This window comes from Nocardia amamiensis NBRC 102102 (assembly GCF_001612745.1).
In the GTDB taxonomy this organism is placed as follows: domain Bacteria; phylum Actinomycetota; class Actinomycetes; order Mycobacteriales; family Mycobacteriaceae; genus Nocardia; species Nocardia amamiensis.
The window spans coordinates 15,146-37,993 of record NZ_BDBA01000037.1 but is presented as its reverse complement, the minus strand read 5'-3'; the positions used below and the strand labels follow the sequence as shown (position 1 = coordinate 37,993).

Annotated in this window: 19 protein-coding genes, 1 tRNA gene and 1 pseudogene; 15 read left to right on the top strand and 6 right to left on the bottom strand. The window is 67.6% G+C overall.

The features are described from left to right. The first annotated feature begins 177 nt into the window (after positions 1-177). Both pyk and NA4_RS10080 read left to right on the top strand, forming a co-directional pair. Entirely contained in the window at positions 178-1,596 is a 1,419-nt protein-coding gene (gene pyk, locus NA4_RS10085; RefSeq protein WP_174552921.1) for a pyruvate kinase, read from the top strand. Between the two features lie 95 nt (positions 1,597-1,691). Continuing rightward, positions 1,692-2,510: an acyl-CoA thioesterase gene (locus NA4_RS10080; RefSeq protein ID WP_245671246.1), complete on the top strand. Its 819-nt coding sequence runs from the start codon at positions 1,692-1,694 to the stop codon at positions 2,508-2,510. Positions 2,511-2,536: 26 nt separating this feature from the next. On the opposite strand, the gene NA4_RS10075 is transcribed toward NA4_RS10080, so the two are convergent. The 4 genes from NA4_RS10075 to NA4_RS10060 form a co-directional block, all read right to left on the bottom strand. Further along, positions 2,537-2,962 (bottom strand): hypothetical protein, encoded by a 426-nt coding sequence (locus NA4_RS10075; RefSeq protein ID WP_067467545.1) that lies wholly within the window; start codon positions 2,960-2,962, stop codon positions 2,537-2,539. Positions 2,963-3,103: 141 nt separating this feature from the next. Further along, positions 3,104-3,724, bottom strand: coding sequence for an arsenate reductase/protein-tyrosine-phosphatase family protein (locus NA4_RS10070; protein WP_067467540.1), 621 nt, complete (start codon positions 3,722-3,724; stop codon positions 3,104-3,106). A 245-nt stretch (positions 3,725-3,969) separates the two neighbouring features. After that, positions 3,970-4,482 (bottom strand): monooxygenase family protein, encoded by a 513-nt coding sequence (locus NA4_RS10065; RefSeq protein WP_067467537.1) that lies wholly within the window; start codon positions 4,480-4,482, stop codon positions 3,970-3,972. Between the two features lie 752 nt (positions 4,483-5,234). After that, a tRNA-Leu gene (locus NA4_RS10060) sits at positions 5,235-5,321 on the bottom strand. A 222-nt stretch (positions 5,322-5,543) separates the two neighbouring features. Here NA4_RS10060 and NA4_RS10055 point away from each other — a divergent pair. The 9 genes and pseudogenes from NA4_RS10055 (at position 5,544) to NA4_RS10020 (ending at position 17,565) form a co-directional block, all read left to right on the top strand. Beyond that, on the top strand, positions 5,544-6,161 hold the full coding sequence (locus NA4_RS10055) for an ANTAR domain-containing response regulator (protein ID WP_040777220.1): 618 nt from the start codon (positions 5,544-5,546) through the stop codon (positions 6,159-6,161). A gap of 190 nt (positions 6,162-6,351) precedes the next feature. Beyond that, positions 6,352-7,593, top strand: coding sequence for a branched-chain amino acid ABC transporter substrate-binding protein (locus NA4_RS10050; RefSeq protein ID WP_373862772.1), 1,242 nt, complete (start codon positions 6,352-6,354; stop codon positions 7,591-7,593). A gap of 94 nt (positions 7,594-7,687) precedes the next feature. Then, positions 7,688-8,725, top strand: coding sequence for a branched-chain amino acid ABC transporter permease (locus tag NA4_RS10045; protein ID WP_067467533.1), 1,038 nt, complete (start codon positions 7,688-7,690; stop codon positions 8,723-8,725). Beyond that, on the top strand, positions 8,722-10,140 hold the full coding sequence (locus tag NA4_RS10040) for a branched-chain amino acid ABC transporter permease (protein WP_067467531.1): 1,419 nt from the start codon (positions 8,722-8,724) through the stop codon (positions 10,138-10,140). The genes NA4_RS10045 and NA4_RS10040 overlap by 4 nt, the downstream gene beginning before the upstream one ends. Continuing rightward, positions 10,137-11,087, top strand: a pseudogene (locus NA4_RS42515) (ABC transporter ATP-binding protein); the annotation flags it as partial. The gene NA4_RS10040 and the pseudogene NA4_RS42515, both read left to right, overlap by 4 nt. A 198-nt stretch (positions 11,088-11,285) precedes the next feature. Continuing rightward, entirely contained in the window at positions 11,286-11,981 is a 696-nt protein-coding gene (locus tag NA4_RS42510) for an ABC transporter ATP-binding protein (RefSeq protein ID WP_245671244.1), read from the top strand. Between the two features lie 39 nt (positions 11,982-12,020). Next, positions 12,021-13,709 carry a DUF885 domain-containing protein gene (locus NA4_RS10030; RefSeq protein WP_067467529.1) on the top strand — a complete coding sequence of 563 codons (1,689 nt, stop codon included), beginning with the start codon at positions 12,021-12,023 and terminating at the stop codon, positions 13,707-13,709. 166 nt (positions 13,710-13,875) lie between these two features. Beyond that, entirely contained in the window at positions 13,876-16,620 is a 2,745-nt protein-coding gene (gene polA, locus NA4_RS10025; protein WP_067467526.1) for a DNA polymerase I, read from the top strand. Between the two features lie 507 nt (positions 16,621-17,127). Continuing rightward, positions 17,128-17,565 carry a 2-keto-3-deoxygluconate kinase gene (locus NA4_RS10020; RefSeq protein ID WP_067467520.1) on the top strand — a complete coding sequence of 146 codons (438 nt, stop codon included), beginning with the start codon at positions 17,128-17,130 and terminating at the stop codon, positions 17,563-17,565. Positions 17,566-17,695: 130 nt separating this feature from the next. Here the strand turns inward: NA4_RS10020 and trxA are convergent, their stop codons facing one another. Together trxA and NA4_RS10010 are read right to left on the bottom strand one after the other, a co-directional pair. Further along, a complete protein-coding gene (gene trxA, locus NA4_RS10015; protein ID WP_067467518.1) occupies positions 17,696-18,067 on the bottom strand; it encodes a thioredoxin in 372 nt (123 codons plus the stop codon). A gap of 47 nt (positions 18,068-18,114) precedes the next feature. Further along, positions 18,115-18,645, bottom strand: a complete 531-nt coding sequence (locus NA4_RS10010; protein WP_067467515.1) for a 2'-5' RNA ligase family protein — start codon at positions 18,643-18,645, stop codon at positions 18,115-18,117. A gap of 79 nt (positions 18,646-18,724) precedes the next feature. Between NA4_RS10010 and NA4_RS10005 the strand changes: the two genes are divergently transcribed. The 4 genes from NA4_RS10005 (at position 18,725) to NA4_RS09990 (ending at position 22,845) form a co-directional block, all read left to right on the top strand. Continuing rightward, positions 18,725-19,819, top strand: a complete 1,095-nt coding sequence (locus NA4_RS10005; protein WP_067467596.1) for an isocitrate/isopropylmalate dehydrogenase family protein — start codon at positions 18,725-18,727, stop codon at positions 19,817-19,819. Positions 19,820-20,173: 354 nt separating this feature from the next. Beyond that, positions 20,174-21,097 carry an ABC transporter substrate-binding protein gene (locus NA4_RS10000; RefSeq protein ID WP_084496949.1) on the top strand — a complete coding sequence of 308 codons (924 nt, stop codon included), beginning with the start codon at positions 20,174-20,176 and terminating at the stop codon, positions 21,095-21,097. A gap of 3 nt (positions 21,098-21,100) precedes the next feature. Then, positions 21,101-22,060, top strand: coding sequence for an amino acid ABC transporter permease (locus NA4_RS09995; RefSeq protein WP_067467513.1), 960 nt, complete (start codon positions 21,101-21,103; stop codon positions 22,058-22,060). A 32-nt stretch (positions 22,061-22,092) separates the two neighbouring features. Beyond that, positions 22,093-22,845 carry an amino acid ABC transporter ATP-binding protein gene (locus tag NA4_RS09990; RefSeq protein ID WP_067467590.1) on the top strand — a complete coding sequence of 251 codons (753 nt, stop codon included), beginning with the start codon at positions 22,093-22,095 and terminating at the stop codon, positions 22,843-22,845. Positions 22,846-22,848 lie beyond the last annotated feature (3 nt).

Genomic DNA, 22,848 nt, shown 5'->3' with positions numbered 1-22,848 from the left:
GCATCGCAATGGACAAGGAGGCGGGCGCGGGTCGCCCGCCTCCCTGCGTTCCGGGCGACATCACAGCGCGCTGAGTATCCGTTTGTACCCGCCCTCCACCCCTCGTGCATATTTTTCACCAAGGTTTCACCAGGACCACGGCGCGACCTGCGCACCAACCAGGACTAGGCTCGACTCGTGATGCGACGGACGAAGATTGTGTGCACGCTCGGCCCGGCTACTGCCACCGAGGACCGTATCCGCGAACTCGTCGAGAGCGGTATGGATGTAGCGCGGCTGAACTTCAGCCACGGCGAGCACGCGGATCATGCCGAGAACTACAAGAAGGTGCGGCAGGCCTGCGACCACCTCGGGCGAGCCGTCGGCATTCTCGCCGACCTCCAGGGTCCCAAGATTCGCCTCGGCCGCTTCCTGGAGGGCAGGACCGTCTGGGCGACGGGCGAAGAGGTCCGCATCACCGTCGACGAGATCGACGGCACCCACGACCGGGTGTCCACCACCTACAAGGAGCTGGCCAAGGACGCCAAGCCCGGCGACCGCCTCCTGGTGGACGACGGCAAGGTCGGCCTGATCGTCACCCGCGTCGACGGCAACGACGTGGTCTGCCGGGTCACCGAGGGCGGCCCGGTCTCCAACAACAAGGGCGTCTCGCTGCCGGGCATGGACGTGTCGGTGCCCGCGCTCTCGGAGAAGGACATCGAGGACCTGGAGTTCGCGCTGAAGCTCGGCGTCGACTTCATCGCGCTGTCGTTCGTGCGGTCCCCGTCCGATGTCGAGCTGGTGCACGACGTGATGGATCGCGTCGGCCGCCGGGTGCCGGTGATCGGCAAGTTGGAGAAGCCCGAGGCGATCGACAACCTGGAGGCCGTGGTTCTCGCCTTCGACGCGGTGATGGTCGCCCGCGGCGATCTCGGCGTCGAGCTGCCGCTGGAGCAGGTGCCGATCGTGCAGAAGCGCGCCATCCAGATGGCCAGGGAGAACGCCAAGCCGGTCATCGTCGCCACCCAGATGCTGGAGTCGATGATCGATAACTCCCGCCCGACCCGCGCCGAAGCCTCGGACGTGGCGAACGCGGTGCTCGACGGCGCCGACGCGGTGATGCTGTCGGGCGAGACCTCGGTGGGCAAGTACCCGATCGAGACGGTGCGCACGATGGCGCGCATCGTGCACGCGGTGGAAACCGAGTCGACCCGGGTGCCCCCGCTGACCCACGTGCCCCGTACCAAGCGCGGTGTGATCTCCTACGCCGCCCGCGACATCGGCGAGCGGCTCAACGCCAAGGCGCTGGTGGCGTTCACCCAGTCGGGTGACACGGTGCGCCGCCTGGCCAGGCTGCACACACCGCTGCCGCTGCTGGCGTTCACGCCGCTGCCGGAGGTGCGCAGCCAGCTCGCGCTGACCTGGGGCACGGAAACCTTCATCGTGCCGACCGTGGACAGCACCGATGCGATGATCCACCAGGTGGATGTAGCACTTCTGTCGATGGACCGATACCAGAAGGGTGATCTGGTGGTGATCGTGGCGGGATCACCGCCCGGCACCGTAGGCTCCACCAATCTGATCCACGTGCATCGCATCGGCGAGGAGGACCATTAGTGAGTGCTTCCCTAGGCAGCCCCGTCATCGTCGCGGAGCCGCCCGCACTGCGCTCCGACTTGGACGTGCTGCTCGGCCTGCTCGATCTGGAACAGATGGACGAGGATGTCTTCGTCGGCCAGCACCCGGAGAAGGTGTGGAGCCGGACCTTCGGGGGTCAGCTCGTCTCGCAGGCCATCATCGCGGCGGGCCGCACGGTCGGTGACCGTCCTGTGCACGCCGTGAACGCGCATTTCGTGCGCGGCGGGGATGTGAAGAAGCCGATCGAATACCGGGTGGACCGCCATCGCGACGGCCGCGCGTTCGCCAATCGGACGGTCACCGCCACCCAGGACGGCCAGGAGCTGTTCGTGATGCTCGCTGCGTTCCAGGATTGGGGCAAGGGGCTCGAGCACGCGCACGCCCAGCCGGAGGTGCCCGATCCGGAGACGCTGCCTCGCGTGGAGGAGAGCTTCGAAGGCTTGGAGGACAAGCTGGAGATGTTCGTCAACGCGCCGCACCCGATCGATATGCGCTACACCAATGACCCGGCCTGGATTCTGAAGGGCACGGGGGAGCGGCTCAACCACAACCGGGTGTGGATGCGCGCGGACGGCAGGCTGCCCGACGACCCGCTGCTCCACGTGGCGATGCTGGGCTATTCGTCCGACACCACGGTGCTGGACTCGATCATCACCACCCACGGGCTGTCGTGGGGCTTGGACCGGATCGTGGCCGCCACGGTCAACCACTCGATCTGGTTCCACCGCCCGTTCCGATTCGACGAGTGGGCGCTGTATGCCACCGAGTCGCCGGTGGCAGCGGGCTCTCGCGGCCTGGCGACCGGGCGGTTCTACTCGCGCAGCGGAGACCTGCTGGCCACCACGGTGCAGGAGGGGCTCATCCGCCACTTCCCGTCGCGTCGGCGGGATTGAGCTACGCCTGGGCCTTCGAACTCGCGCTAGAGCAGTTCGCGGTCGCGATCAATGTCGAGATCGACGTCGGTGCGCTGCGAGGCGCGGATCGAGACCGGGATCTGCCGTTCCGGCTCGGCTCGCGCGAGTGCGGAGATGCCGCGTAGCAGTTGCCGTTCCAGTGTGACCACGTCGTCGTCGGTCAGCTGGTCCGGCGCTCCGACCAGGCTGAGCGCGATTTCGTATGTGCGGCGGTTTTCCGGTGCGCCGTCGAGCCGATCGGTCGCGCTATGGCTCGTCAGGGCCGCATGGGCTGGGTCATCGGTATCGACCGGCAAGGTGAAGCGCCAGGCGAATACGTCGCGGTCGGTGAGATAGTCGTCCACCACCTCGCGCACGGTCTCGACGACGCGTTCCAGAGCCTCCGGTGTCACATAAACATGGAGCGAAACATCCGAAATTCGCTTCGGCATGTCTGATTCCTGTCCTGTGTCGAAGCAGCAACGGCGGAGAATGTTGTCCGCGGGAGTGTAAACCGTCCAGGCCCGGAATGGACATAGCCGAATCGTGACAGGCGGGTTGGCCGGTTATTCGTTGCCCGAGCCGGTGCCGTGTTATCGCGCGCGCTGAGCCGCGAGGAAGGTCGCCAGGGGCGCGCGTGACGCGCCGGGGCGGATCACCAGTCCGGCGTGCTCGTCGTCGTGCGGGCGGGGCTGCTCATGCGGGGCAAGTGCCAGCAGCAGCGGCACGAGCGCGTCGGCGATGCGATCGCCGACCTCGCAGAATGCCTGGGCCGACAGCCCGACCGGGTCGGCGATGTTCTCCCGGCCGACCAGCGAGAGATCGTTGCGCGCGGAGTGCAGTTCGGCGACCGTGCGCGCGCCGGTGACGTGGGCGATACGGCTGGCTTCCAGCAGCGTGAAAGTGCGCGGACGGGCGCCGAAGGCCATTTCGATCGCTTGGTCGCGGATCTGTTCGGTCATCGTGAGGACCAAGTCGGCTTTGTCGATCATCTCCGGCTTCAGGCGCCGGGCCCGGAAGTTGGCCGGGTCGGCGCCGAGCCCCGCGATGGTCTGCGCGGCGAGCGGTTCGACCGGAAATCCCACCAGCGCACGGGTTCCCGCGCTTTCGGTGGTGAGGTGCCCGATGGCGTGTTCGGCCGCAACGGCGCGGGTGAGCCGCTCGGCGATTACCGACCGGCAAACGTTGCCGTTGCAGACGAACAGGACGTGCATAGGAACACGATAATCCGCGCGGAAGCTACCAGAACATCCCGATTCAGTAGTCCCAGGTGTGGGAACAACATATTCATCTGCTCGTAGCGTGCCGTACACGAAGTCCGCCGCTTTCCCACCCTGGCCTGCGACGTACGTCACTTCCGCGGGTGGTGCGGTTCGGTTCCCCGCACTCGGTGTACCCCGTTGCGGGCGCAGCGAAACGCTGCATTGTGATTGCTTTGTGATATGACCGTTTGCGCAGACTACCCGGATTCGCCGTCGTAGTAAGTGGATTCGGGCACGACGGGCTCGAACTTGGCGGGTCGGTCCTCGACGCGTCCGCGGGTGGTGAACCTCCGCCCGCGGGAGGGGACCACCGGCGCGAACCGCGCGAGCCCGGTGGCGGGGTCCATGTCGTCGTACATGGCGTCGATGCCGCCGCGTGCGAAGTAGGCCTCGTGCCAGAACCCGGTGCCGCCCGAGTCGCGCAGGAACTTCTGCCACCAGTCACGGTGCGGCGCGGTCCGGGTCCATGCTTCGAGGCTGTCGAGGTCGCGCCAGTACTGCCGCGCGCCCCAGTGCGGCGGGAACAACGACCAGACGACGTCTTCGTGCAGGAGCAGCCCGTCCGGCCGATCCTGATGTGACCGATAGAGTTTCGGCCCGAGCCCGAGCAGCCGCAGCATTCCCCTCGGCCGCCGCACCCGCATGCCGAGATAGATGACCACCAGATCCGGATACCCGGACAAGTCGACGGTGGCCCTGTTAACCCGCATCACATACCTCCGGTGCGCTGTGCTATTTGCCAGCGCCTGCGGCGCTGGGTGTTCGCGGCCCCCTTGTGGCTCGCGTCCGAGCGACCGCCGCTTGCGACTTCGTCGCTTGCGCGGCGGCCACTCGGACGCGAGCCGGGCCGCGAACCGGGAATGCTCGGTCTCGCTGCGCTCGAAACCGATGGTGGCGCCGATGTGGTTGGGCGGCTGCTGTCGGCGGCATTTGGGGTTTGCCCTCCGTCGATGTCGTGCTGACGGCAATCCAGGTGGGGTAACCGCGCCCGCCGCGCAAATACTGGCCCCCGTGCCACGCATGGGGACGCCGCGACCCGGCGAGCTCCCCATGAGCATGAATGCATGCCGTCGCTGGAACTGCTCGGCGACGGTGAATGCTGGGAGGCGACTCCCGCCCACTTCGACATGTCTGCTCGGAAACCAGGAGTGAGGGAGGTCCGACGGGTGAAGTACCACCTTGGGACCAGGGCCTTGCACCCTCCGAGGATACGACGAGCTACCCCGGAACGGGCGCTGTCCGTGAGCACGATGGCGGCTTTCGGCTGCTGGCTGAGACTGCTGACCGCAACCCTGGATCGCACCAACGACCGAGACGAGACGCTTTCCGCCGAACGCAACCACACGCATGGGGGGTTCGGGGGGCGAAGCCCCGCCGAGCGGGGCCTGGGGGTTGCACCCCCAGAAGACACAACCAGCTCCCACCGGTGAGCGCTCTCCGCGAACAGGGGTCACCCTGGGGCTGGTGCCGAGTGTGGGACTCGAACCCACACGTCCTTTCGGACAACGGTTTTTGAGACCGTCGCGTCTGCCAGTTCCGCCAACTCGGCGCACCGGGTGGAAACTATAGCGGGTCGGGTGCTGTGGAAGCGAATGGGTTGGTCCCTGCGGCGCGAACGCGTGGTTTGCGCAGGGTATATGCGTTCTATGCCGAAGTGAAAGGTACTCTTTACATCACTCGGCAGCCTGATGGCCCGCGGTGGTCGTCCGTGCGATCGCGGCCTATTTTCGGCGTGTCGGGTACAGGGCATCGGAACCAGAGGGGTCTACCTATGAGCACAGCAGCTGGGGGCGCCGGCACCAAGCGGGACGCCGGGGCGAAGCGGGTCGTCGTCGCCGAGGACGAGGCGCTCATTCGCATGGATCTGGTCGAGATGCTGACCGAAGAGGGCTATCAGGTGGTCGGCGAGGCGGGCGACGGTCAGCAGGCGGTCGATCTCGCGGTCGAGCACCGTCCGGATCTGGTCATCATGGACGTGAAGATGCCGCGCCGGGACGGGATCGACGCGGCGGCCGAGATCGCGTCGAAACGTGTTGCGCCCGTGGTCATCCTGACCGCGTTCAGTCAGCGCGACCTGGTGGAGCGGGCGCGCGACGCCGGTGCGATGGCCTACCTGGTGAAGCCGTTCACCAAGTCGGATCTGGTCCCGGCGATCGAATTGGCGGCCAGCCGCTTCCACGAGATCACCGCGCTGGAGAGCGAGGTGGCGAACCTGGCCGATCGGCTGGAGACCAGGAAGCTGGTCGAGCGCGCCAAGGGTGTGCTGATGCAGACTCAGGGCCTTTCGGAGCCGCAGGCGTTCAAGTGGATTCAGCGCACGGCAATGGACCGGCGCACGACCATGAAGGCGGTCGCGGAAGTCGTGTTGGAGAACCTGACGCCGAAGTGACATCGGTGCGCGCGCGGCGGGAAAATTTACGCTGTCGAAACGCAGTCGTGAACAAGAATTCGACACAATGTTGCGCGCATGATCCGAATGTGATGCGGAACTAACGTACCGACGCTATGTTCTGACCGGGCTGACGTGGTCGGCCTCCTCGGCGAGCCCGGGGGAGCACAGAACTTAGATGAGGTGAATCGTGCTTAGTTCGACATGGCGCAGTCGATCGACGCGAGGTGTTCTGGCCGTCGGCGCTGCCGCCGCACTGGTGCTGACCGGCTGTAGCGAAAAGTCCACCAGCAGCGGTTCGGATTCCCCGGGTGCCAATGGCGCGGGTGGCCTGTCCATCCAGCCGGTTTTGCAGGTCGACCAGCAGGGCAAGGAGGTGCCGAAGTCCGACGCCGCCACGGCGGCCGATCCCGCGGGCGACGGCAAGGCGACGTGCGCGCCGGGCACGTCCATTGCCATGGCGGGCGCGCTGACCGGTCCGGACGCCGCGCTCGGCATCAACATCGTCAACGGCGTCAAGCTCGCCCTCGACCAGCACAACAAGGCCAACCCAGGCTGCAAGATCGACCTGAAGCAGTTCGACACCGAGGGTGACCCGCAGAAGGCCACCCAGGTGATCCCGCAGATCGTCAACGACAAGTCGATCATCGGCCTGGTCGGTCCGGCGTTCTCCGGTGAGACGAAGGCGACCGGCAAGATCCTCAGCGACGCGGGCCTGGTCTCGGTGACCTCCTCGGCGACCAACGCGACGCTGACCCAAAACGGCTGGACCACCTTCTTCCGCGGTCTGGCCAATGACGACGTGCAGGGCCCGTCGGTGGCGAAGTACCTGGTCAACACCGCGGGCTACAAGAAGGTCTGCGTCATCCAGGACAACACCGACTACGGCACCGGGCTGGCGAAGTCGATCACCGAGGGCCTGGGCGCCGTGGCCGATCCGGCCTGCGCCGCCAGCATCAAGAAGGGCGACAAGGACTTCTCCGCGACGGTCACCAAGGTGGCGGGCGCGAACCCGGACGCCATCTTCTACTCCGGCTACTACTCCGAGGCCGCGCCGCTGGCCCAGCAGCTGAAGTCCGGTGGCGTGAAGGCGGTCTTCGTGTCCGCCGACGGCACCAACGACCCGCAGTTCGTCGCGCAGGCGGGCAGCGCGGCCAAGGGCGCGAAGCTGTCCTGCCCCTGTGGTCCCGCGCCGGACAAGTTCGCCAAGGATTACCAGGCGCTCAACGGCCAGGCGCCCGGCGTCTACTCGGTCGAGGCCTACGACCTGACCACCATCCTGGCCAAGGGCATCGACAGCGGTAAGGTGACCCGCCCGGATCTGCTCGAGTATGTGCGGACGTACGACGGTGCCGGCCTCGCGCGTCAGTACAAGTGGAATCCGAACGGTGAGCTGTCGAACGCGCTGATCTGGGTGTACGAGGTCAAGTAGCTCTGGGACTCGGACGCACGGCACGTACCGGGGTTCACGCGAACCCCGGTACGTGCCGTTGTTCCGCGGGCGAATGGATGAGGGCAAGAAATAAATGAAATCAACGGCATTGGCCGGTGGGGCACAACTCCTCGGCAGCTCGATCGACTTCAACTACGAGGGGTTGATCGATAGTTTCTGGCGACTGACCGTCGACGGAGTGACCTATGGCGCCATCTATGCCTTGGTCGCCGTGGGCTATACGTTGGTCTACGGCGTATTGCGCCTGATCAATTTCGCCCATTCGGAAATCTTCATGCTCGGCTTGTTCGGGCAATTGATCGGGTTGATGATCTTCGGATTCGTCGCGAGTCCCGATGCCTACACCCAAGGTGTCGTGCTCACCGTCGTCTATCTGGGGTTGGCGATGGTCGTTGGCATGGTGGTATCCGGCGGCGCGGCCGTCGGATTGGAACGGGTCGCGTATCGACCGCTGCGTAAGCGGGGCGCCAAACCGCTGGCCTTTCTGATCACCGCGATCGGCATGTCGTTCGTGCTCCAGGAACTGGTGCACTTCGTGCTGCCGAAGATCCGGCCCGACCTCGGCGGCACCAACGCCCAGCAGGCGATCCGGCTCGTCGAGCCGACCGTGCAGTTCAGTTTCGGCGGCGCGGACATCACCAACATCATGCTGCTCATCGTGGTCGCCGCGGTGGTGCTGGCGATCGTCACCGAGGTCCTGATCAATCAGACCAAGTTCGGCCGCGGCATCCGGGCCGTGGCCCAGGACCCCGACACCGCGACCCTGATGGGTGTCTCGCGGGAGCGGGTCATCATGCTGACGTTCCTCATCGGCGGCGTGCTCGCGGGCGCGGCGGCGATGCTGTACACGCTCAAGATCCCGAACGGGATCATCTACTCCGGCGGATTCATCCTCGGCATCAAGGCGTTCAGCGCGGCGGTGCTCGGCGGCATCGGCAATCTGCGCGGCGCGCTGCTCGGCGGCCTGCTGCTCGGCGTGGTGGAGCAGTACGGCCAGATCCTGTTCGGCACCGAGTGGCGCGATGTGGTCGCGTTCGTCGTGCTGGTTCTTGTGCTGATGGTTCGCCCGACCGGCATCCTCGGCGAGAGTCTCGGAAGGGCACGCGCATGACCGACACGATCAAGACGGCGCCCGCGCCGGACACCGAGCGGCGTGGCCTCGGCGACGCGATCCGCTCCTGGTGGGAGGGCTTGAGCAGGCCCGCGCAGTGGGGCGTCGGCGTCCCCATCCTCCTCCTGCTGGCGCTGCTGCCGCTGTTCCCTCCGCCGCTGCTGAACACCCCCTCCTACAACTTCGGCCTGGTGATGGCGCAGGTGGCGATGTACGCGCTGCTGGCCATCGGCCTCAACGTGGTGGTCGGGCAGGCGGGCCTGCTCGACCTCGGCTACGTCGGGTTCTACGCCGTGGGCGCTTATACCGTCGGCCTGCTCACCAGCCCGAACAGCCCATGGAACCAGACCGACGGCGGCTGGCTGGATCCGAAGTGGGCATGGCTGGCCTGCCTGCCGCTCGCGGTCGCGGTGACCGCGGTCTCGGGCCTGATCCTCGGCTCGCCGACGTTGCGCCTGCGCGGTGACTACCTGGCGATCGTGACCCTCGGCTTCGGTGAGATCGTCCGGCTGCTGGCGGAGAACCTCACCGAGATCACCAACGGCAGCCTCGGTTTGTCCGGCGTGGCCTACCCGCACGTCGGCGAATCCGAGAGCAGGCCGGAGGGCGTGTTCTCCGGCGGCAACCCCGGGGACCCGGACGCCGCGAACCTGCTCGACCGCGCCAGCTACGGCACCTACTGGTACTGGCTCGGCATGGCGCTTGTGGTGATCGTGCTGCTGATGGTCGGCAATCTGGAGCGCAGCCGGGTCGGCCGCGCCTGGGTGGCCATCCGCGAGGACGAGGACGCGGCCGAGATCATGGGCGTGCCGACGTTCAAGTTCAAGCTGTGGGCGTTCATGATCGGCGCCGCGGTGGGCGGCATGTCCGGCGCGATCTACGCCGGACAGGTGCAGTTCATCAACCCGACCGGATTCAACATCATCAACTCGATGCTGTTCCTGTGCGCGGTGGTGATCGGTGGTCAGGGCAACAAGCTCGGCGTGATCTTCGGCGCGTTCGTGATCGCCTATCTGCCCGCGCGACTGCAGTCGGTGAACCTGGTGAGCAACGAGTCGACCGGGTACGTCCTGCTGGCGATCGACGTCGCGGTGTTCGTCGCGCTGATCGTCGTGTGGCGGCTGTGGGCCGACCGGCTCGGCGGGTGGCCGCGCCGCGGGGTGATCACGGGCATGGTGGTCAGCGGCGTGCTGGCGCTGCTGCTGCTCGGCAGTGTGCTGCTGTTCCGCAAGGGCGGCGCGCAATCGCTGGGTGACCTGAAGTATCTGTATTTCGGTATCGCGTTGGTGGTGATGATGATTCTGCGTCCGCAGGGTCTGTTCCCGGTGCGGCAGAAGCTGCTCACCTACGGCAGGCAGGTGTATCAGGCGGTGCGCAGACCGGCCGCCCGCGAGCTGATCGGAGCGGGACGATGACCGGGCCCGGCGCGGGCGACGCGCTGTTCGACAACGAGGACATGGCGGCGGGCTATGCACCCGCACCGGAGGTCCAGAGCGCGGGCACGGTGGATGTGACCGCCGTGCTCCCGGTTCTCGCCGACTCCGAGACGGTCGCGGAAGTCGTCGCGCCGCATCGGGTCATCGAGACCGCGGTGGGCGAACCGCTGCTGCGCACCGATGGCCTGACGGTGAAGTTCGGCGGCCTCACCGCCCTGGACGACGTGAGCTTCGAGATCCGTCGCGGCGAGATCCTCGGCCTCATCGGTCCCAACGGCGCGGGCAAGACCACCTGCTTCAACGCGATCACCGGCGTCTATCAGCCCGCCTCCGGACTGGTGTACTTCGACGGGAAGCCGCTGACGAAGACCAAGCGCAACGCGATCACCCGCCTCGGCATCGCGCGCACGTTCCAGAACGTGCGGCTCTTCGGCGAGATGACCGCGCTGGAGAACGTGGTGGTCGGCACCGATGCGCGGCACAAGACCTCGGTGCCCGGCGCGATTCTGCGGACGCCGCGGCATCGGCGCGAGGAACGCGACGCCATCGAACGCGGTATGGCGCTGCTGGAGTTCGTCGGCATCGCGCCGCGAGCGGTGGAGAAGGCGCGCAACCTCTCCTATGGCGACCAGCGCCGCCTGGAGATCGCCCGCGCGCTGGCCACCGAGCCGAAGCTGCTGTGCCTGGACGAGCCCGCCGCCGGGTTCAACCCGAGCGAGAAGTCCGCGCTCATGGACCTGATCCGCAAGATCCGCGACGACGGGTTCACCGTGCTGCTGATCGAGCACGACATGCGGCTGGTCATGGGCGTGACCGACCGGATCGTGGTGCTGGAGTTCGGCCGCAAGATCGCCGACGGACTGCCCGCCGACATCAGGGACAACCCGGCCGTGATCGCGGCGTATCTCGGCGTGCCGGATACCGAGGCGGGCGAATCAGGCAGTACCGCAGGCGAATCCGATCCCGCAGCCGGCGAGTCCGGTGCTCCCGCAGACGAAAGCGGTGCGTCCGGCGGACCATCCGAGCCGGAGCAGGTCCCGGGCCAGCCGACCGTCGACAAGCCCTTCGTACCGCCGGCGACGCCAGGCACGTCCGGCGACGCACCGCTGCTCGAAGTCCAGGACATGGTCGTCAACTACGGCCGGATCCAAGCGCTGCACGGGATCTCGCTGACCGTCGCGGAGGGCGAGCTGGTCACGCTGCTCGGCGCCAACGGCGCGGGCAAGACGACGACCATGCGCGCCATGTCCGGGCTGTTGCCGCTGACCGGCGGGCGAATCCTGTTCGAAGGCCGCGACATCACCCAGATGAAGGCGCACGAACGCGTCGCGAAGGGGCTGATCCAGGCGCCGGAGGGCCGGGGCGTGTTCCCCGGCATGACAGTGCAGGAAAACCTGGACATGGGTTGCTATGGACGGGTTTTCAAGCAGAAGGCCGAGTACGACCGGACACTGGAGTGGGTTTTCGAGCTGTTTCCACGCCTGCTCGAGCGGCGCAAACAGGTCGGCGGCACGCTCTCCGGCGGTGAGCAGCAGATGCTGGCCATCGCCCGCGCGCTGATGGCCCGGCCGCGGCTGCTGCTGCTCGACGAGCCGTCGATGGGCTTGGCGCCCATGGTGATCCAGCAGATCTTCCGGATCATCAGCGAGATCAACCAGCAGGGCACCACCGTGCTGCTGGTCGAGCAGAACGCCCAGCAGGCGCTGGCCCGCAGCCATCGCGCCTACATCATGGAGACCGGCGAGGTCACCAAAACCGGCCGCGGCGGCGAACTGCTCACCGATCCCGCAGTGAAGTCGGCCTATCTCGGCGTGGGCTGAACCATTCCGAGTCCGGTGCCGCGCGGCCCGGCTCGAGGCATGATCGTGACCATGGATGGTCACGACGAGCTGATGAGCTTGGCCGAGCGGTACTGGGACTGTGTACTCGAGGCGGCGCCGAGCGAGGCGACCCTGCTCGGCGACCGCCGCTTCGACGACCGGATCGAGGATCTGTCCGCCGAGGCGGAGCAGCGGTTGCTCTCGACCTGGCGCGAGCTGCTGCGCGCGGTGGACGCGCTCGACGCCGACCGGCTGAACCCGTCCGACCGCATCACCCGCAGCCTGCTGCGCACCGAGTTGAGCGGCGCGGTCGAGCATTTGGAATGGCGGCCGGTGGAGATGGCGTCCGACCAGATGAACGGCGTCCATGCCGGCATGTTGATGATTGCGCCACAGACCAACGCGCCGCGCCCGGAGAACGCGCTGGCGCTGGTCCAGCGCTACCGGCAGTTCGGCACCATGCTCGGCCAAGCCGTGGAACGGTTCCGGTCGGGTCTGGCCGCCGGGCGCGCGCCGGCCCGGATCACCATCGAGCGCTCGCTCAACCAGCTCGACGGCTATCTGGACTCCGATCTCGCCGCCGACCCGTTCGTCACATTCGCCGGACCGGACGGGTGGGAGGGCGAGGCCGCGTGGCGGGCCGAATTGGCCGAGGTGGCAAAGGATGTCATCCGTCCGGCGTTCCAGGTCTACCGGGACGCGCTCTACGACGAACTGCTGCCCGCCGGCCGCCCCGACGAGAAGCCAGGCCTCTGCTGGCTCGGATCCGACGGCGACGATATCTACCAGCGGCTGCTGCGCCACCACACCACGCTGCCGGATCTCGGCGCCGAGGAGATCCATGAACTCGGGCTCAGCGAACTGGCGAAGCTGCGCGAGGAATACGCCACGGTGGGCGAACGGCTGTTCGGTACCGGGGATCTCGGCGAGGTGTTCGCCCGGCTGCGCGACGATCCCGCGCTGTGCTACGACGACGCCGAGCAGATCATGTTCGACGCGCGGCGGGCACTGTCGCTGGCCACGGCCGAGATGGGGAACTGGTTCGGGCGGCTGCCCAGGGAATCCTGCGACATCGTGCCGGTGCCGGAGTTCCTCGCGGCGGACGCGCCGGCGGCCTACTACTTCCCGCCCGCCGCCGACGGATCCCGGCCCGGCACCTACTTCGTCAACCAGCACCATCCCACCGGCCGCGGCCGCTACGAGACCGCGTCGGTGGCCTACCACGAGGCGATCCCCGGCCATCACCTTCAGCTCACCATCGCGAACGAGCTCGACCACCTGCCACGTTTCCAGCGTCAGTCCTTCGCCAACACCGCTTTTGTCGAGGGCTGGGCCCTCTACACCGAGCGACTGGCCGACGAAATGGGTTTGTACTCCGACGATCTCGGCCGCCTGGGCATGCTGGCGGGGGATTCGTGGCGCTCCTGCCGTCTGGTGGTCGACAGCGGTCTGCACGCGAAGGGCTGGACCAGGCAGCAGGCCATCGACTTCATGGTGGCGAACGCGCCGGTCGGACTGGCCGAGATCACCGTGGAGGTGGACCGTTACATCGCCATGCCGGGGCAGGCGGTCGGCTACAAGGTGGGCCAGTTGGAGATCCGGCGCCAGCGGGTGGCCGCCCATGAGCGACTCGGCGCGGACTTCGACATCAAGGCTTTCCACGACGTGGTGCTCGGTTCGGGATCGGTGAGCCTGCCGGTGCTGCGCGAGCTCGTCGCCGCATTGTGAGCGAGCGAATCACGGGGGCGGTTGCGCCGGAGCCGAGCGTCGGGGCGGCGCAGGCCTGAGCGTCGCTGGGCGCGGTCCCCGGCACGCGAACGGACCGGGAACCGCTCCGAGCGGCACGCCGCCGGTGGGTGTCACGTTGTCGGTGGCGGTCCCTAGACTCTGGAGCGTGAGTTCACCCACGACCGCTCCGCGTCCCGCCACCGCGTCCGGCTCCAGCGATCCCGGGTCGGGCGACCGGCCGACGCTGTTGCTGCTGGACGGGCATTCGATCGCCTACCGCGCGTTCTTCGCGCTACCGGCGGAGAACTTCAAGACGGTCACCGGGCAGACCACCAACGCGGTGTACGGCTTCACCGCGATGCTGATCAACCTGCTGCGCGACGAGAAGCCGACGCATGTGGCCGCGGCGTTCGACGTGTCGCGCCAGACCTTCCGCGCCGAGGCGTACCCGGAGTACAAGGCCAACCGCACCACCACGCCGGACGAGTTCCGCGGGCAGGTCGAACTCACCAAGGACGTGCTCGGCGCGCTGGGCATTCCGGTGATGGCGATCGATGGCTTCGAGGCCGACGACATCATCGCCACACTCACCACACGCGCGTCGGCCGAGGGCTTCCGCGTGCTCATCGTCACCGGCGACCGGGACGCCATCCAGCTGGTCGGCGAGAACGTCACCGTGCTGTACCCGCGCAAGGGCGTCTCCGATCTGACCAGGTTCACCCCCGACGAGGTGCAGGCCAAGTACGGCCTCACACCGAACCAGTACCCCGACTACGCGGCGTTGCGCGGCGACCCGAGCGACAATCTGCCGGGCATCCCCGGTGTCGGAGAGAAGACCGCCGCCAAGTGGATCCGCGAATACGGCGACCTGAACACCCTGGTCGACAAGGTCGACGAGGTGAAGGGCAAGGTCGGCGACGCGCTGCGGGCCAACCTGAGCAGTGTGGTGCTCAACCGCCAGCTCACCGAGTTGATGCGGGAGGTGCCGCTGCCGTACACGCCCGACCAGCTGGCGCAGGGCCCATGGGATCGGGAGAAGATCCACCGCTTGTTCGACGATCTCGAGTTCCGCGTGCTGCGCGACCGGCTGTTCGAGACGCTGGCCCCGCCGGAACCCGAGGCGGAGGCCGGCTTCGAGATCAGCGGTGGCGCGCTGGAGATCGGCGCGGTTGCCGCCTGGCTCGTCGAGCACGCGAAAGCCGGTGTGCGCCATGGCGTCTCGATCGTCGGAACGGGTGTTCCGGCACGCGGTGACGTGCGCGCGCTCGCCATCGCGGCCGGTGACGGCGAGAGCGGCTACATCGACGTCACCGTGCTCACGCCGGAAGACGAAGCCGCGCTGGGCGCCTGGCTGGCCGATCCGGCCGTGCCCAAGGCGCTGCACGAGGCGAAGGCGGCTCTGCATGCGCTACGCGGCCGCGGCTGGACCCTCGGCGGGCTGACCAGCGATACGGCGCTGGCCGCCTACCTGGTCCGCCCCGGCCAGCGCACCTTCAACCTCGACGATCTCTCGCTGCGCTACCTGCACCGGGAGCTGCGCGCCGAGACCGCCGAGACCGCGCAGCTGTCGTTGCTCGACGAGGAGGACACCGTCGACGCCGAACTCGCGCGGGCGCAGATGCTGCGCGCCCGCGCCGTCGCCGACTTGGCCGACGCGCTGGACGAGGAACTGCGCAAGATCGAGTCCACGCCGCTGCTCGCCGATATGGAGCTGCCGCTGCTGGGTGTGCTGTCCACGCTGGAGGACGCGGGCATCGCGGTGGATACCGACCAGCTGGCAACATTGCAGCGGCAATTCGCCGACCGGGTCGCCGAGGCGGCCGATGCGGCCTACGACGTGATCGGCAAGCAGATCAACCTGGGCTCGCCCAAGCAGCTGCAGGTGGTGCTGTTCGACGAACTGGACATGCCGAAGACCAAGCGCACCAAGACCGGCTACACCACCGACGCGGACGCGCTGGAGTCGCTGTTCGAGAAGACCCAGCACCCGTTCCTGGAGCACCTGCTCACGCACCGCGACGCCACCCGGCTCAAGGTCACCGTCGACGGCCTGCTCAAGTGCGTCGCCGACGACGGGCGCATCCACACCACGTTCAACCAGACGATCGCCGCGACCGGCCGGTTGTCCTCCACCGACCCGAATCTGCAGAACATCCCGATCCGCACCGACACCGGACGCCAGATCCGCGACACCTTCGTGGTCGGCTCCGGCTACGAGTCGCTGATGACCGCGGATTACAGCCAGATCGAGATGCGGATCATGGCGCACCTGTCCGGGGACGAGGGCTTGATCGAGGCCTTCAACTCAGGCGAGGACCTGCACAGCTTCGTCGCGTCGAAGGCGTTCGACATCCCGATCACCGAGGTGACTCCCGAGTTGCGCCGCCGGATCAAGGCGATGTCCTACGGCCTGGCCTATGGGCTGAGTTCCTACGGGCTGTCCGCGCAGTTGAAGATCAGCACCACCGAGGCGAAGGAGCAGATGGAGGTCTACTTCGCCCGCTTCGGCCGGATCCGCGACTACCTGTACGAGGTGGTCGAGCAGGCGCGCAAGGTCGGCTACACCGAGACGCTGTTCGGCCGTCGCCGCTACCTCCCCGATCTGGACTCCAGCAACCGGCAGCGCTGGGAGGCGGCCGAGCGGATGGCGCTCAACGCCCCGATCCAGGGCACCGCGGCCGACATCATCAAGGTCGCGATGATCAACGTGCACCGGGCGATGCGGTCGGCCGGGCTGCGCTCCAGGATGCTGCTGCAGATCCACGACGAGTTGCTGTTCGAGGTCGCGGACGGGGAGCGGGAGGCGTTGCAGGCGCTGGCGCGCGAACAGATGTCCTCGGCGATCGCCCTGTCGGTGCCCTTGGAGGTCTCGGTGGGCGTCGGCCGCAGCTGGGATGCCGCCGCGCACTGACAACGCCATCCGCAGCTTCGTCTTCGACGTCGCCACTGGCGAGCTGAACGAGGTAACCGAGCGGTAGCGCGGCGAATGTCCACCGGCGTTACCTTCGCGCTGCCCGCAACCTCCTGAACTGCGCGAATAGTACTCGTCAGTAGACAAATCGGGCACCCGAATATGGTTGCTATTGCGCCGCGATGTCCTTATCCTCGATCGCGTGCCGAATCCCGCCGACCGCCACAGCGCAGCGCTCCGCGTCGCAGACCGCGACCGCGCTGTGTCCATGGCGTCGCTCACCGGGCCCTCCGTGATTGCGTCGGCTACCGCCGCCGGGCCGGAGGATCGTGCAGGGCTGATTCCGCTTACCGCGATGGCGGCGCGGCGTCGTCGAGGCCTCGTAGTAGCTCGCCGTAGCGGGGTCTGATCCGGGCCGGCTCCCTCGCTACGGGCTGTTCGACTTTGTTAGTGCTGGTCGCCTCTGTCAACTTCAGCCACGACATACTTCGGGAAGACCTACTTTCAATGACCATCCTGTCTCTCGATACCGACATGTTCCATGCCGCCGCTCCCAAGGGTCTGCGGGCCGAAAGCGTCGGCCTCACCTCGGTGGAGTTCCACCGCCGCTACTGCGAGCACAATGGCCCCGTCCGACTCGGTGACTGGTCGCCGGCGGGCAGCCGCACCGCCGAGTTCACCGCCACCCTGGAGTTCGCCGGGCACCTGCGGACCGTCGTCGCCGCGGGCAGCCCGGTCGCGGCGATGACCTCGGCCTTCTACGACGAGGGATACCCGGTGGAGATCCTGCAGTTCCACCAGCGGCGGACCGCCAGTGGCACCGCCACCTTCGTGCAGTGCGAGTGCGACGGCAGGCGCGGCTGGGGTGCGGCCATCGCCGACGACGGAGCCGAGTCGACGGTGCGCGCGATGATCGCGGGCGTCAACCTGCTCGGCGCGTCCTGATACGAAATTCGACCGCGGTGGCGTGACGCCACCGCGGTCGAAGCGTGCCGTGCAGGTGCGCACGCAGTCAGGCCCGGACTACCTCCCGTAGGGGGTCCGGGCCTGGCGTCGAGGACTCACCGCGCCACGGTCACTGCTGACCGGCCTGCTGCTCGGCGAGCTGCTTGCGCACCTCGTCCATGTCCAGCGCCTTGACCTGGGTCACCAGATCCTCGAGCGCGGCGGGAGGCAGTGCGCCGGGCTGCGCGAACACCAGCACGCCCTCCCGGAAGGCCATGATGGTCGGGATCGAGCGGATGTTGGCGGCCGCCGCGAGGCCCTGCTCGGCTTCGGTGTCGACCTTTCCGTGCACCACGTCGGGGTGCTTGTCGGAGGAGGCCTCGAAGGTCGGTGCGAAACTCTTGCACGGGCCGCACCAATCAGCCCAGAAATCGACGAGTACCACGTCGTTCCCGGTGACTACGTCGTCGAAATTGTGCTGGGTCAGCGTCTGGGTGGCCATGACGTCCTCTCGTTTCGGTGTGCCAGCTACAACGCGGGCTACCTCGGTTATCTTCCACGGCGAATCCGGCCGACCGGCCACTCGCGCCGCTGATCACCATCCCATCGACGGATACCCAGCACGGTCGCCGGAAAATCCCGGTCCCGCGCGACGGCGTGGATCGCCTCCCCGAGCTGGTTCGGCGGCACCCGCCTGGCCAGTGTGATGTGCGGTGTCCAGGCGTCCGGATGCAGATTGGCCGGAATGCCGGGACAGGGCGAGATCGTGTGGAATATCCGCCGGTGCAGTGCGAGCAGCGGTTCCGACGGCACCACCAGCCGCACCAGGATGGGGCGGCGCGCCCCGAAGACCACCAGCCCGCCGAGCCGCACCGAGATCGGCGAGAAGGCCTGCTCGTCCAACGCCTGCTCGATACGCGGCCAGACCTGCTTGGCCACCGCGGCGGTGATGTGCGGGCGGTTGGCTTCGTCGGTGCGAGCGGCCAGGCTCGACACGCCTGCCTCCGCCAGCAACCGCCACTGCTGGCGGATTTCCGCGTCGGCGGCGTCATCGAGAAGTAGTTCGACCGACTGCACCATGGTCTCCCGAAGGTAACCGCATCGGGTGTGTCCGCGGGCCGGTTCCGCTGTCGGGGCGCCGCGGCGGGAGGATGGTCCGGTGCACGACGCGAACAAACCGAGGGCGGCACTGCGGCTGGGCCTGATCGACGGCGACGGCATCGGGCCCGAAGTGGTGCGCTCCGCCAGGCAGGTGGTCGACGAGGCGCTGTCGGCGGTCGGTGCGGCGCCGGTCGACTGGGTGCCGCTGGCGATGGGACACCGCGCCATCGCCGAATTCGGGACCCCGCTGCCCGAGCAGACGCTCGACGCGCTCGACGGCGTGGACGGCTGGATTCTCGGCCCGCATGACAACGCGTCCTATCCCGCCGAACATCGCGCCGCGGTCGCGCCGGGCGGCGCGATCCGCAAACGCTTCGACCTGTACGCCAATATTCGCCCCGCGCGGGCGTTTCCGAGTGTGCACGCGACGGCGCCGGACATCGATCTGGTGATCGTCCGGGAGAACAGCGAGGGCTTCTACGCCGATCGCAACATGTTCGCGGGCACCGGCGAATTCCGGCCGACACCGGACATCGCGATGTCCGTCGGCCTGGTGACCCGCGCCGCCTGCGAGCGGATCGCCCATCAGGCGTTCCGGCTGGCCGCGACGCGGCGCATGCGGGTGACCATCGTGCACAAGGCCAATGTGCTGCCGCTGACCATGGGACTGTTCCGGGATGTCTGCTATGCGGTGGCGCAGTCCTATCCGGATGTCGAGGTGGACGACGAGCATGTCGACGCGGCCGCCGCGCACCTGGTCCGCGCCGCCGCCGACTACGACGTGCTGGTCACCGAGAACCTGTTCGGCGACATCCTGTCGGACCTGGCCGGGGAGTTGAGCGGCTCGCTGGGACTGGCCGCGTCGCTGAACTGTTCCGCGACCAGGGCCATGGCCCAAGCCGTGCACGGTGCCGCCCCCACGCTGGCCGGGCGCAATCGCGCGAACCCGGCCGCGCTGCAACTGTCGTCGGCGATGTTGTTGCGGTGGCTGGCGGCCCGCGACGCGGAAGCGGCATTCGCCCAGGCGGGGGAGCGGATCGAGCGAGCGGTCGCCGCGACATTCGAGGCGGGCATTGCCACCGCCGACCTCGGCGGAACGGCTTCGACCAGCGAATTCACCGAGCACGTCCGCGCCAGAGTGCACCGCCGGTAGCGAGGCCGGAAGATCGCCGCGCGGTCCGGAGTGCTATGGCTGGGACTCGAGCTGTTCGAAGGCGCGATCCCGGTCGGGCATCGGCCGACGCTGTCGCGGAAGCGTGCACGACGCGGACGCGGCCGGCGTCGACCACGAGCTGGCGGCACCAGCCGCTCGTCAGCGCGGATCCCGCATCCCAAAGCCGCTGGTCACAGAGCAAGCGGGTAGGGTGTCGCGGCGATGTACCGGCACGTGGACGCCAGGGCACTTCGCAACGACTTCGTGTCGCTGTTCCGGCACTGCCCAGCGCGAACCGTCCCGGTCGCTTAGATTGCCAAACGGGTGGTGACGCCCGGGTTGCATATAACCGAAATGTGGAGGGCTGCTGTGTCTGATCGATCGTTTCTCGGCAGGCGCGCCCTGCGAGCCGCACTGGGTGTGCTCGCCGCGGGTGCACTGGTGTTGACGGGCTGTACCACGAACACCGAGGAGTCCGGACCCTCGGTGCCCAAGGTGCAGGTGGACAAGGTCGACGAGATCGCCGCCCAGCTCCCCGACAAGATCAAGCAGTCCGGCAAGCTCGTCGTCGGCGTGAACATTCCCTACCAGCCCAACGAGTACAAGGACGCCAGCGGCCGGATCGTCGGATTCGACGTGGACCTGATGGACGCCGTCGCCGGCGTGCTCGGCGTCAAGGCGGAATACGTCGAGTCGGCCTTCGAGAAGATCATCCCGGCGATTCAGGCAGGCACCTACGACGTGGGCATGTCCTCGATCACCGACTCCAAGGAACGCGAGCAGCAGGTCGACTTCACCACCTACTTCAACGCGGGCATCCAGTGGGCCCAGCAGAAGGGCAAGCCGGTCGACCCGGAGAACGCGTGCGGCAAGAAGGTCGCCGTGCAGGCCACCACCGTGGAGCACACCGACGAGGTGCCCGCCAAGAGCGCCAAGTGCGTCGCCGAGGGCAAGCCCGCCATCGATATCAAGCCCTTCGACGAGCAGAGCGCCGCGACCAACGCGCTGATGCTCGGTCAGGTCGACGCCATGTCGGCCGACTCCCCGGTGACCGCGTACGCGATCAAGCAGAGCGACGGCAAGATCGAGAACGCGGGCCCGGTCTTCGATTCCGCGCCCTACGGCTGGGCGGTGGCCAAGGGCGCGCCGCTGGCCGCGGTGTTGCAGAAGGCGGTCCAGCACCTGATCGACAACGGCAAGTACCTCGAGATCACCAGGAACTGGGGTGTCCAGGAAGGCGCCATCACCAAGTCCGTGATCAACGGCGCCGTGAGCTGATCGATGACCGGCAACGACACCCGGCCTGCGCCCGGCGACCCCGGGCCGGGCAGGGCGGACTCGACGCGGGAGCCGGAGCCGATCAAAGCGGTTCCGCTGCGCAGGCCCGGTCGCTGGATAGCGGCGGCGGTCATCCTCGTCTTGGTGGCGCTGTTCGTCTACGGCGCCGCGACGAACCCGGCGTACCGCTGGGATACCTACGGGAAGTACCTGTTCGACAGCCGGATCACCGCCGGTGCCATCGTGACGCTGGAATTGACCGTGCTCGCAATGGCCATGGCTGTCGTGCTCGGCACGGTGCTGGCCGTGATGCGCCTGTCGCCGAACCCGGTCCTGCGGGCCTCGGCGTGGGTGTATCTGTGGATCTTCCGCGGCACTCCGGTGTTCGTGCAGTTGGTGTTCTGGGGGCTGTTCCCCTCGCTGTACCGGCAGATCCAGCTCGGCGTACCGTTCGGGCCGCAGTTCTTCGAGCTCGACGTGCAGGGGTTGCAAGCGGCGTTCACCTTCGCCGTGATCGGCCTCGGCCTCAACGAAGCCGCCTATATGGCCGAGATCGTCCGGGCGGGCATCAATTCGGTTGGTGAGGGGCAGCGCGAAGCGTCCATCGCGCTCGGCATGTCCTGGAGTCAGACCATGCGCAGAACGGTACTGCCGCAGGCCATGCGGGTGATCATTCCGCCGACCGGCAACGAGCTCATCGGCATGCTGAAGACCACCGCGCTGGTCACCGCCATCCCGTTGAGCACCGACCTCTACGGCCGGGCACGCGATATCTACGGCGTGAATTTCCAGCCGATTCCGCTGCTGCTGGTCACCGCCACCTGGTATCTGGCGATCACCAGCGTGCTGATGGTCGGGCAGTACTATCTGGAGCGCTACTACTCGCGCGGCGTCTCCCGGCAGCTGACGGCCAAGCAGCTCCAGGAACTCGCCGACGCCCAAGCGGTGGTGAAGGCGAAATGAGCACCGATCTCGGGAAGACCACACCTGTGCCGATGATCGTCGCGGATCGGGTCTGCAAGAACTTCGGCGCGCTGCGGGTGCTCAACGGCGTCTCGCTCGAGGTGGGCCGCGGCGAAGTGCTGTGCGTGATCGGGCCGTCCGGCTCGGGCAAGTCCACCTTCCTGCGCTGTATCAACCACCTCGAGCAGGTGAACGCGGGCAGGCTGTACGTCGACGGCGAGCTGGTCGGTTACCGGGAGAAGAACGACAAGCTCTACGAGCTGCATCCGCGTGACGCGGCCAAGCAGCGCCGCGAGATCGGCATGGTGTTCCAGCACTTCAACCTGTTCCCGCACCGGACCGCGCTGGAGAACGTCATCGAGGCGCCCACGCAGGTCAAGAAGGTCCGCAAGGCGGAGGCGGTGACCAGAGCGCGCGAACTGCTGGACCGGGTCGGCTTGGCCGAGAAGGCGAACGCCTACCCGGCGCAGCTGTCCGGCGGCCAGCAGCAGCGCGTGGCCATCGCCCGCGCGCTGGCCATGGACCCGAAGCTCATGCTGTTCGACGAGCCCACCTCCGCGCTGGACCCGGAGTTGGTCGGCGAAGTGCTCACCGTCATGCGGGAACTCGCGGAGTCGGGCATGACGATGGTCGTGGTCACCCACGAGATGGGTTTCGCGCGGGAGGTCGCCGACCAGCTGGTCTTCATGGACGGCGGCGTGGTCGTGGAAGCGGGGCCGCCCCGCGAGGTGCTCGCGAACCCGCGGCACGAGCGCACCAAGGCATTCCTCTCGCGGCTGCTCTGAGCC

Bases quoted from the DNA above. Each gene is read 5' to 3' on its own strand.
- NA4_RS10045 (WP_067467533.1), top strand. From the start codon at position 7,688: ATGAAATCAACGGCATTGGCCGGTGGGGCACAACTCCTCGGCAGCTCG.
- trxA (WP_067467518.1), bottom strand. From the start codon at position 18,067: ATGGCCACCCAGACGCTGACCCAGCACAATTTCGACGACGTAGTCACC.
- NA4_RS10075 (WP_067467545.1), bottom strand. From the start codon at position 2,962: ATGCCGAAGCGAATTTCGGATGTTTCGCTCCATGTTTATGTGACACCG.
- NA4_RS10040 (WP_067467531.1), top strand. From the start codon at position 8,722: ATGACCGACACGATCAAGACGGCGCCCGCGCCGGACACCGAGCGGCGT.
- NA4_RS09995 (WP_067467513.1), top strand. From the start codon at position 21,101: ATGACCGGCAACGACACCCGGCCTGCGCCCGGCGACCCCGGGCCGGGC.
- NA4_RS10010 (WP_067467515.1), bottom strand. From the start codon at position 18,645: ATGGTGCAGTCGGTCGAACTACTTCTCGATGACGCCGCCGACGCGGAA.
- NA4_RS10065 (WP_067467537.1), bottom strand. From the start codon at position 4,482: ATGCGGGTTAACAGGGCCACCGTCGACTTGTCCGGGTATCCGGATCTG.
- NA4_RS10080 (WP_245671246.1), top strand. From the start codon at position 1,692: ATGGACGAGGATGTCTTCGTCGGCCAGCACCCGGAGAAGGTGTGGAGC.
- NA4_RS10055 (WP_040777220.1), top strand. From the start codon at position 5,544: ATGAGCACAGCAGCTGGGGGCGCCGGCACCAAGCGGGACGCCGGGGCG.
- NA4_RS09990 (WP_067467590.1), top strand. From the start codon at position 22,093: ATGATCGTCGCGGATCGGGTCTGCAAGAACTTCGGCGCGCTGCGGGTG.
- NA4_RS10020 (WP_067467520.1), top strand. From the start codon at position 17,128: ATGACCATCCTGTCTCTCGATACCGACATGTTCCATGCCGCCGCTCCC.
- NA4_RS10000 (WP_084496949.1), top strand. From the start codon at position 20,174: ATGTGGAGGGCTGCTGTGTCTGATCGATCGTTTCTCGGCAGGCGCGCC.
- NA4_RS10070 (WP_067467540.1), bottom strand. From the start codon at position 3,724: ATGCACGTCCTGTTCGTCTGCAACGGCAACGTTTGCCGGTCGGTAATC.
- NA4_RS10030 (WP_067467529.1), top strand. From the start codon at position 12,021: ATGATCGTGACCATGGATGGTCACGACGAGCTGATGAGCTTGGCCGAG.
- NA4_RS42510 (WP_245671244.1), top strand. From the start codon at position 11,286: ATGGTCGTCAACTACGGCCGGATCCAAGCGCTGCACGGGATCTCGCTG.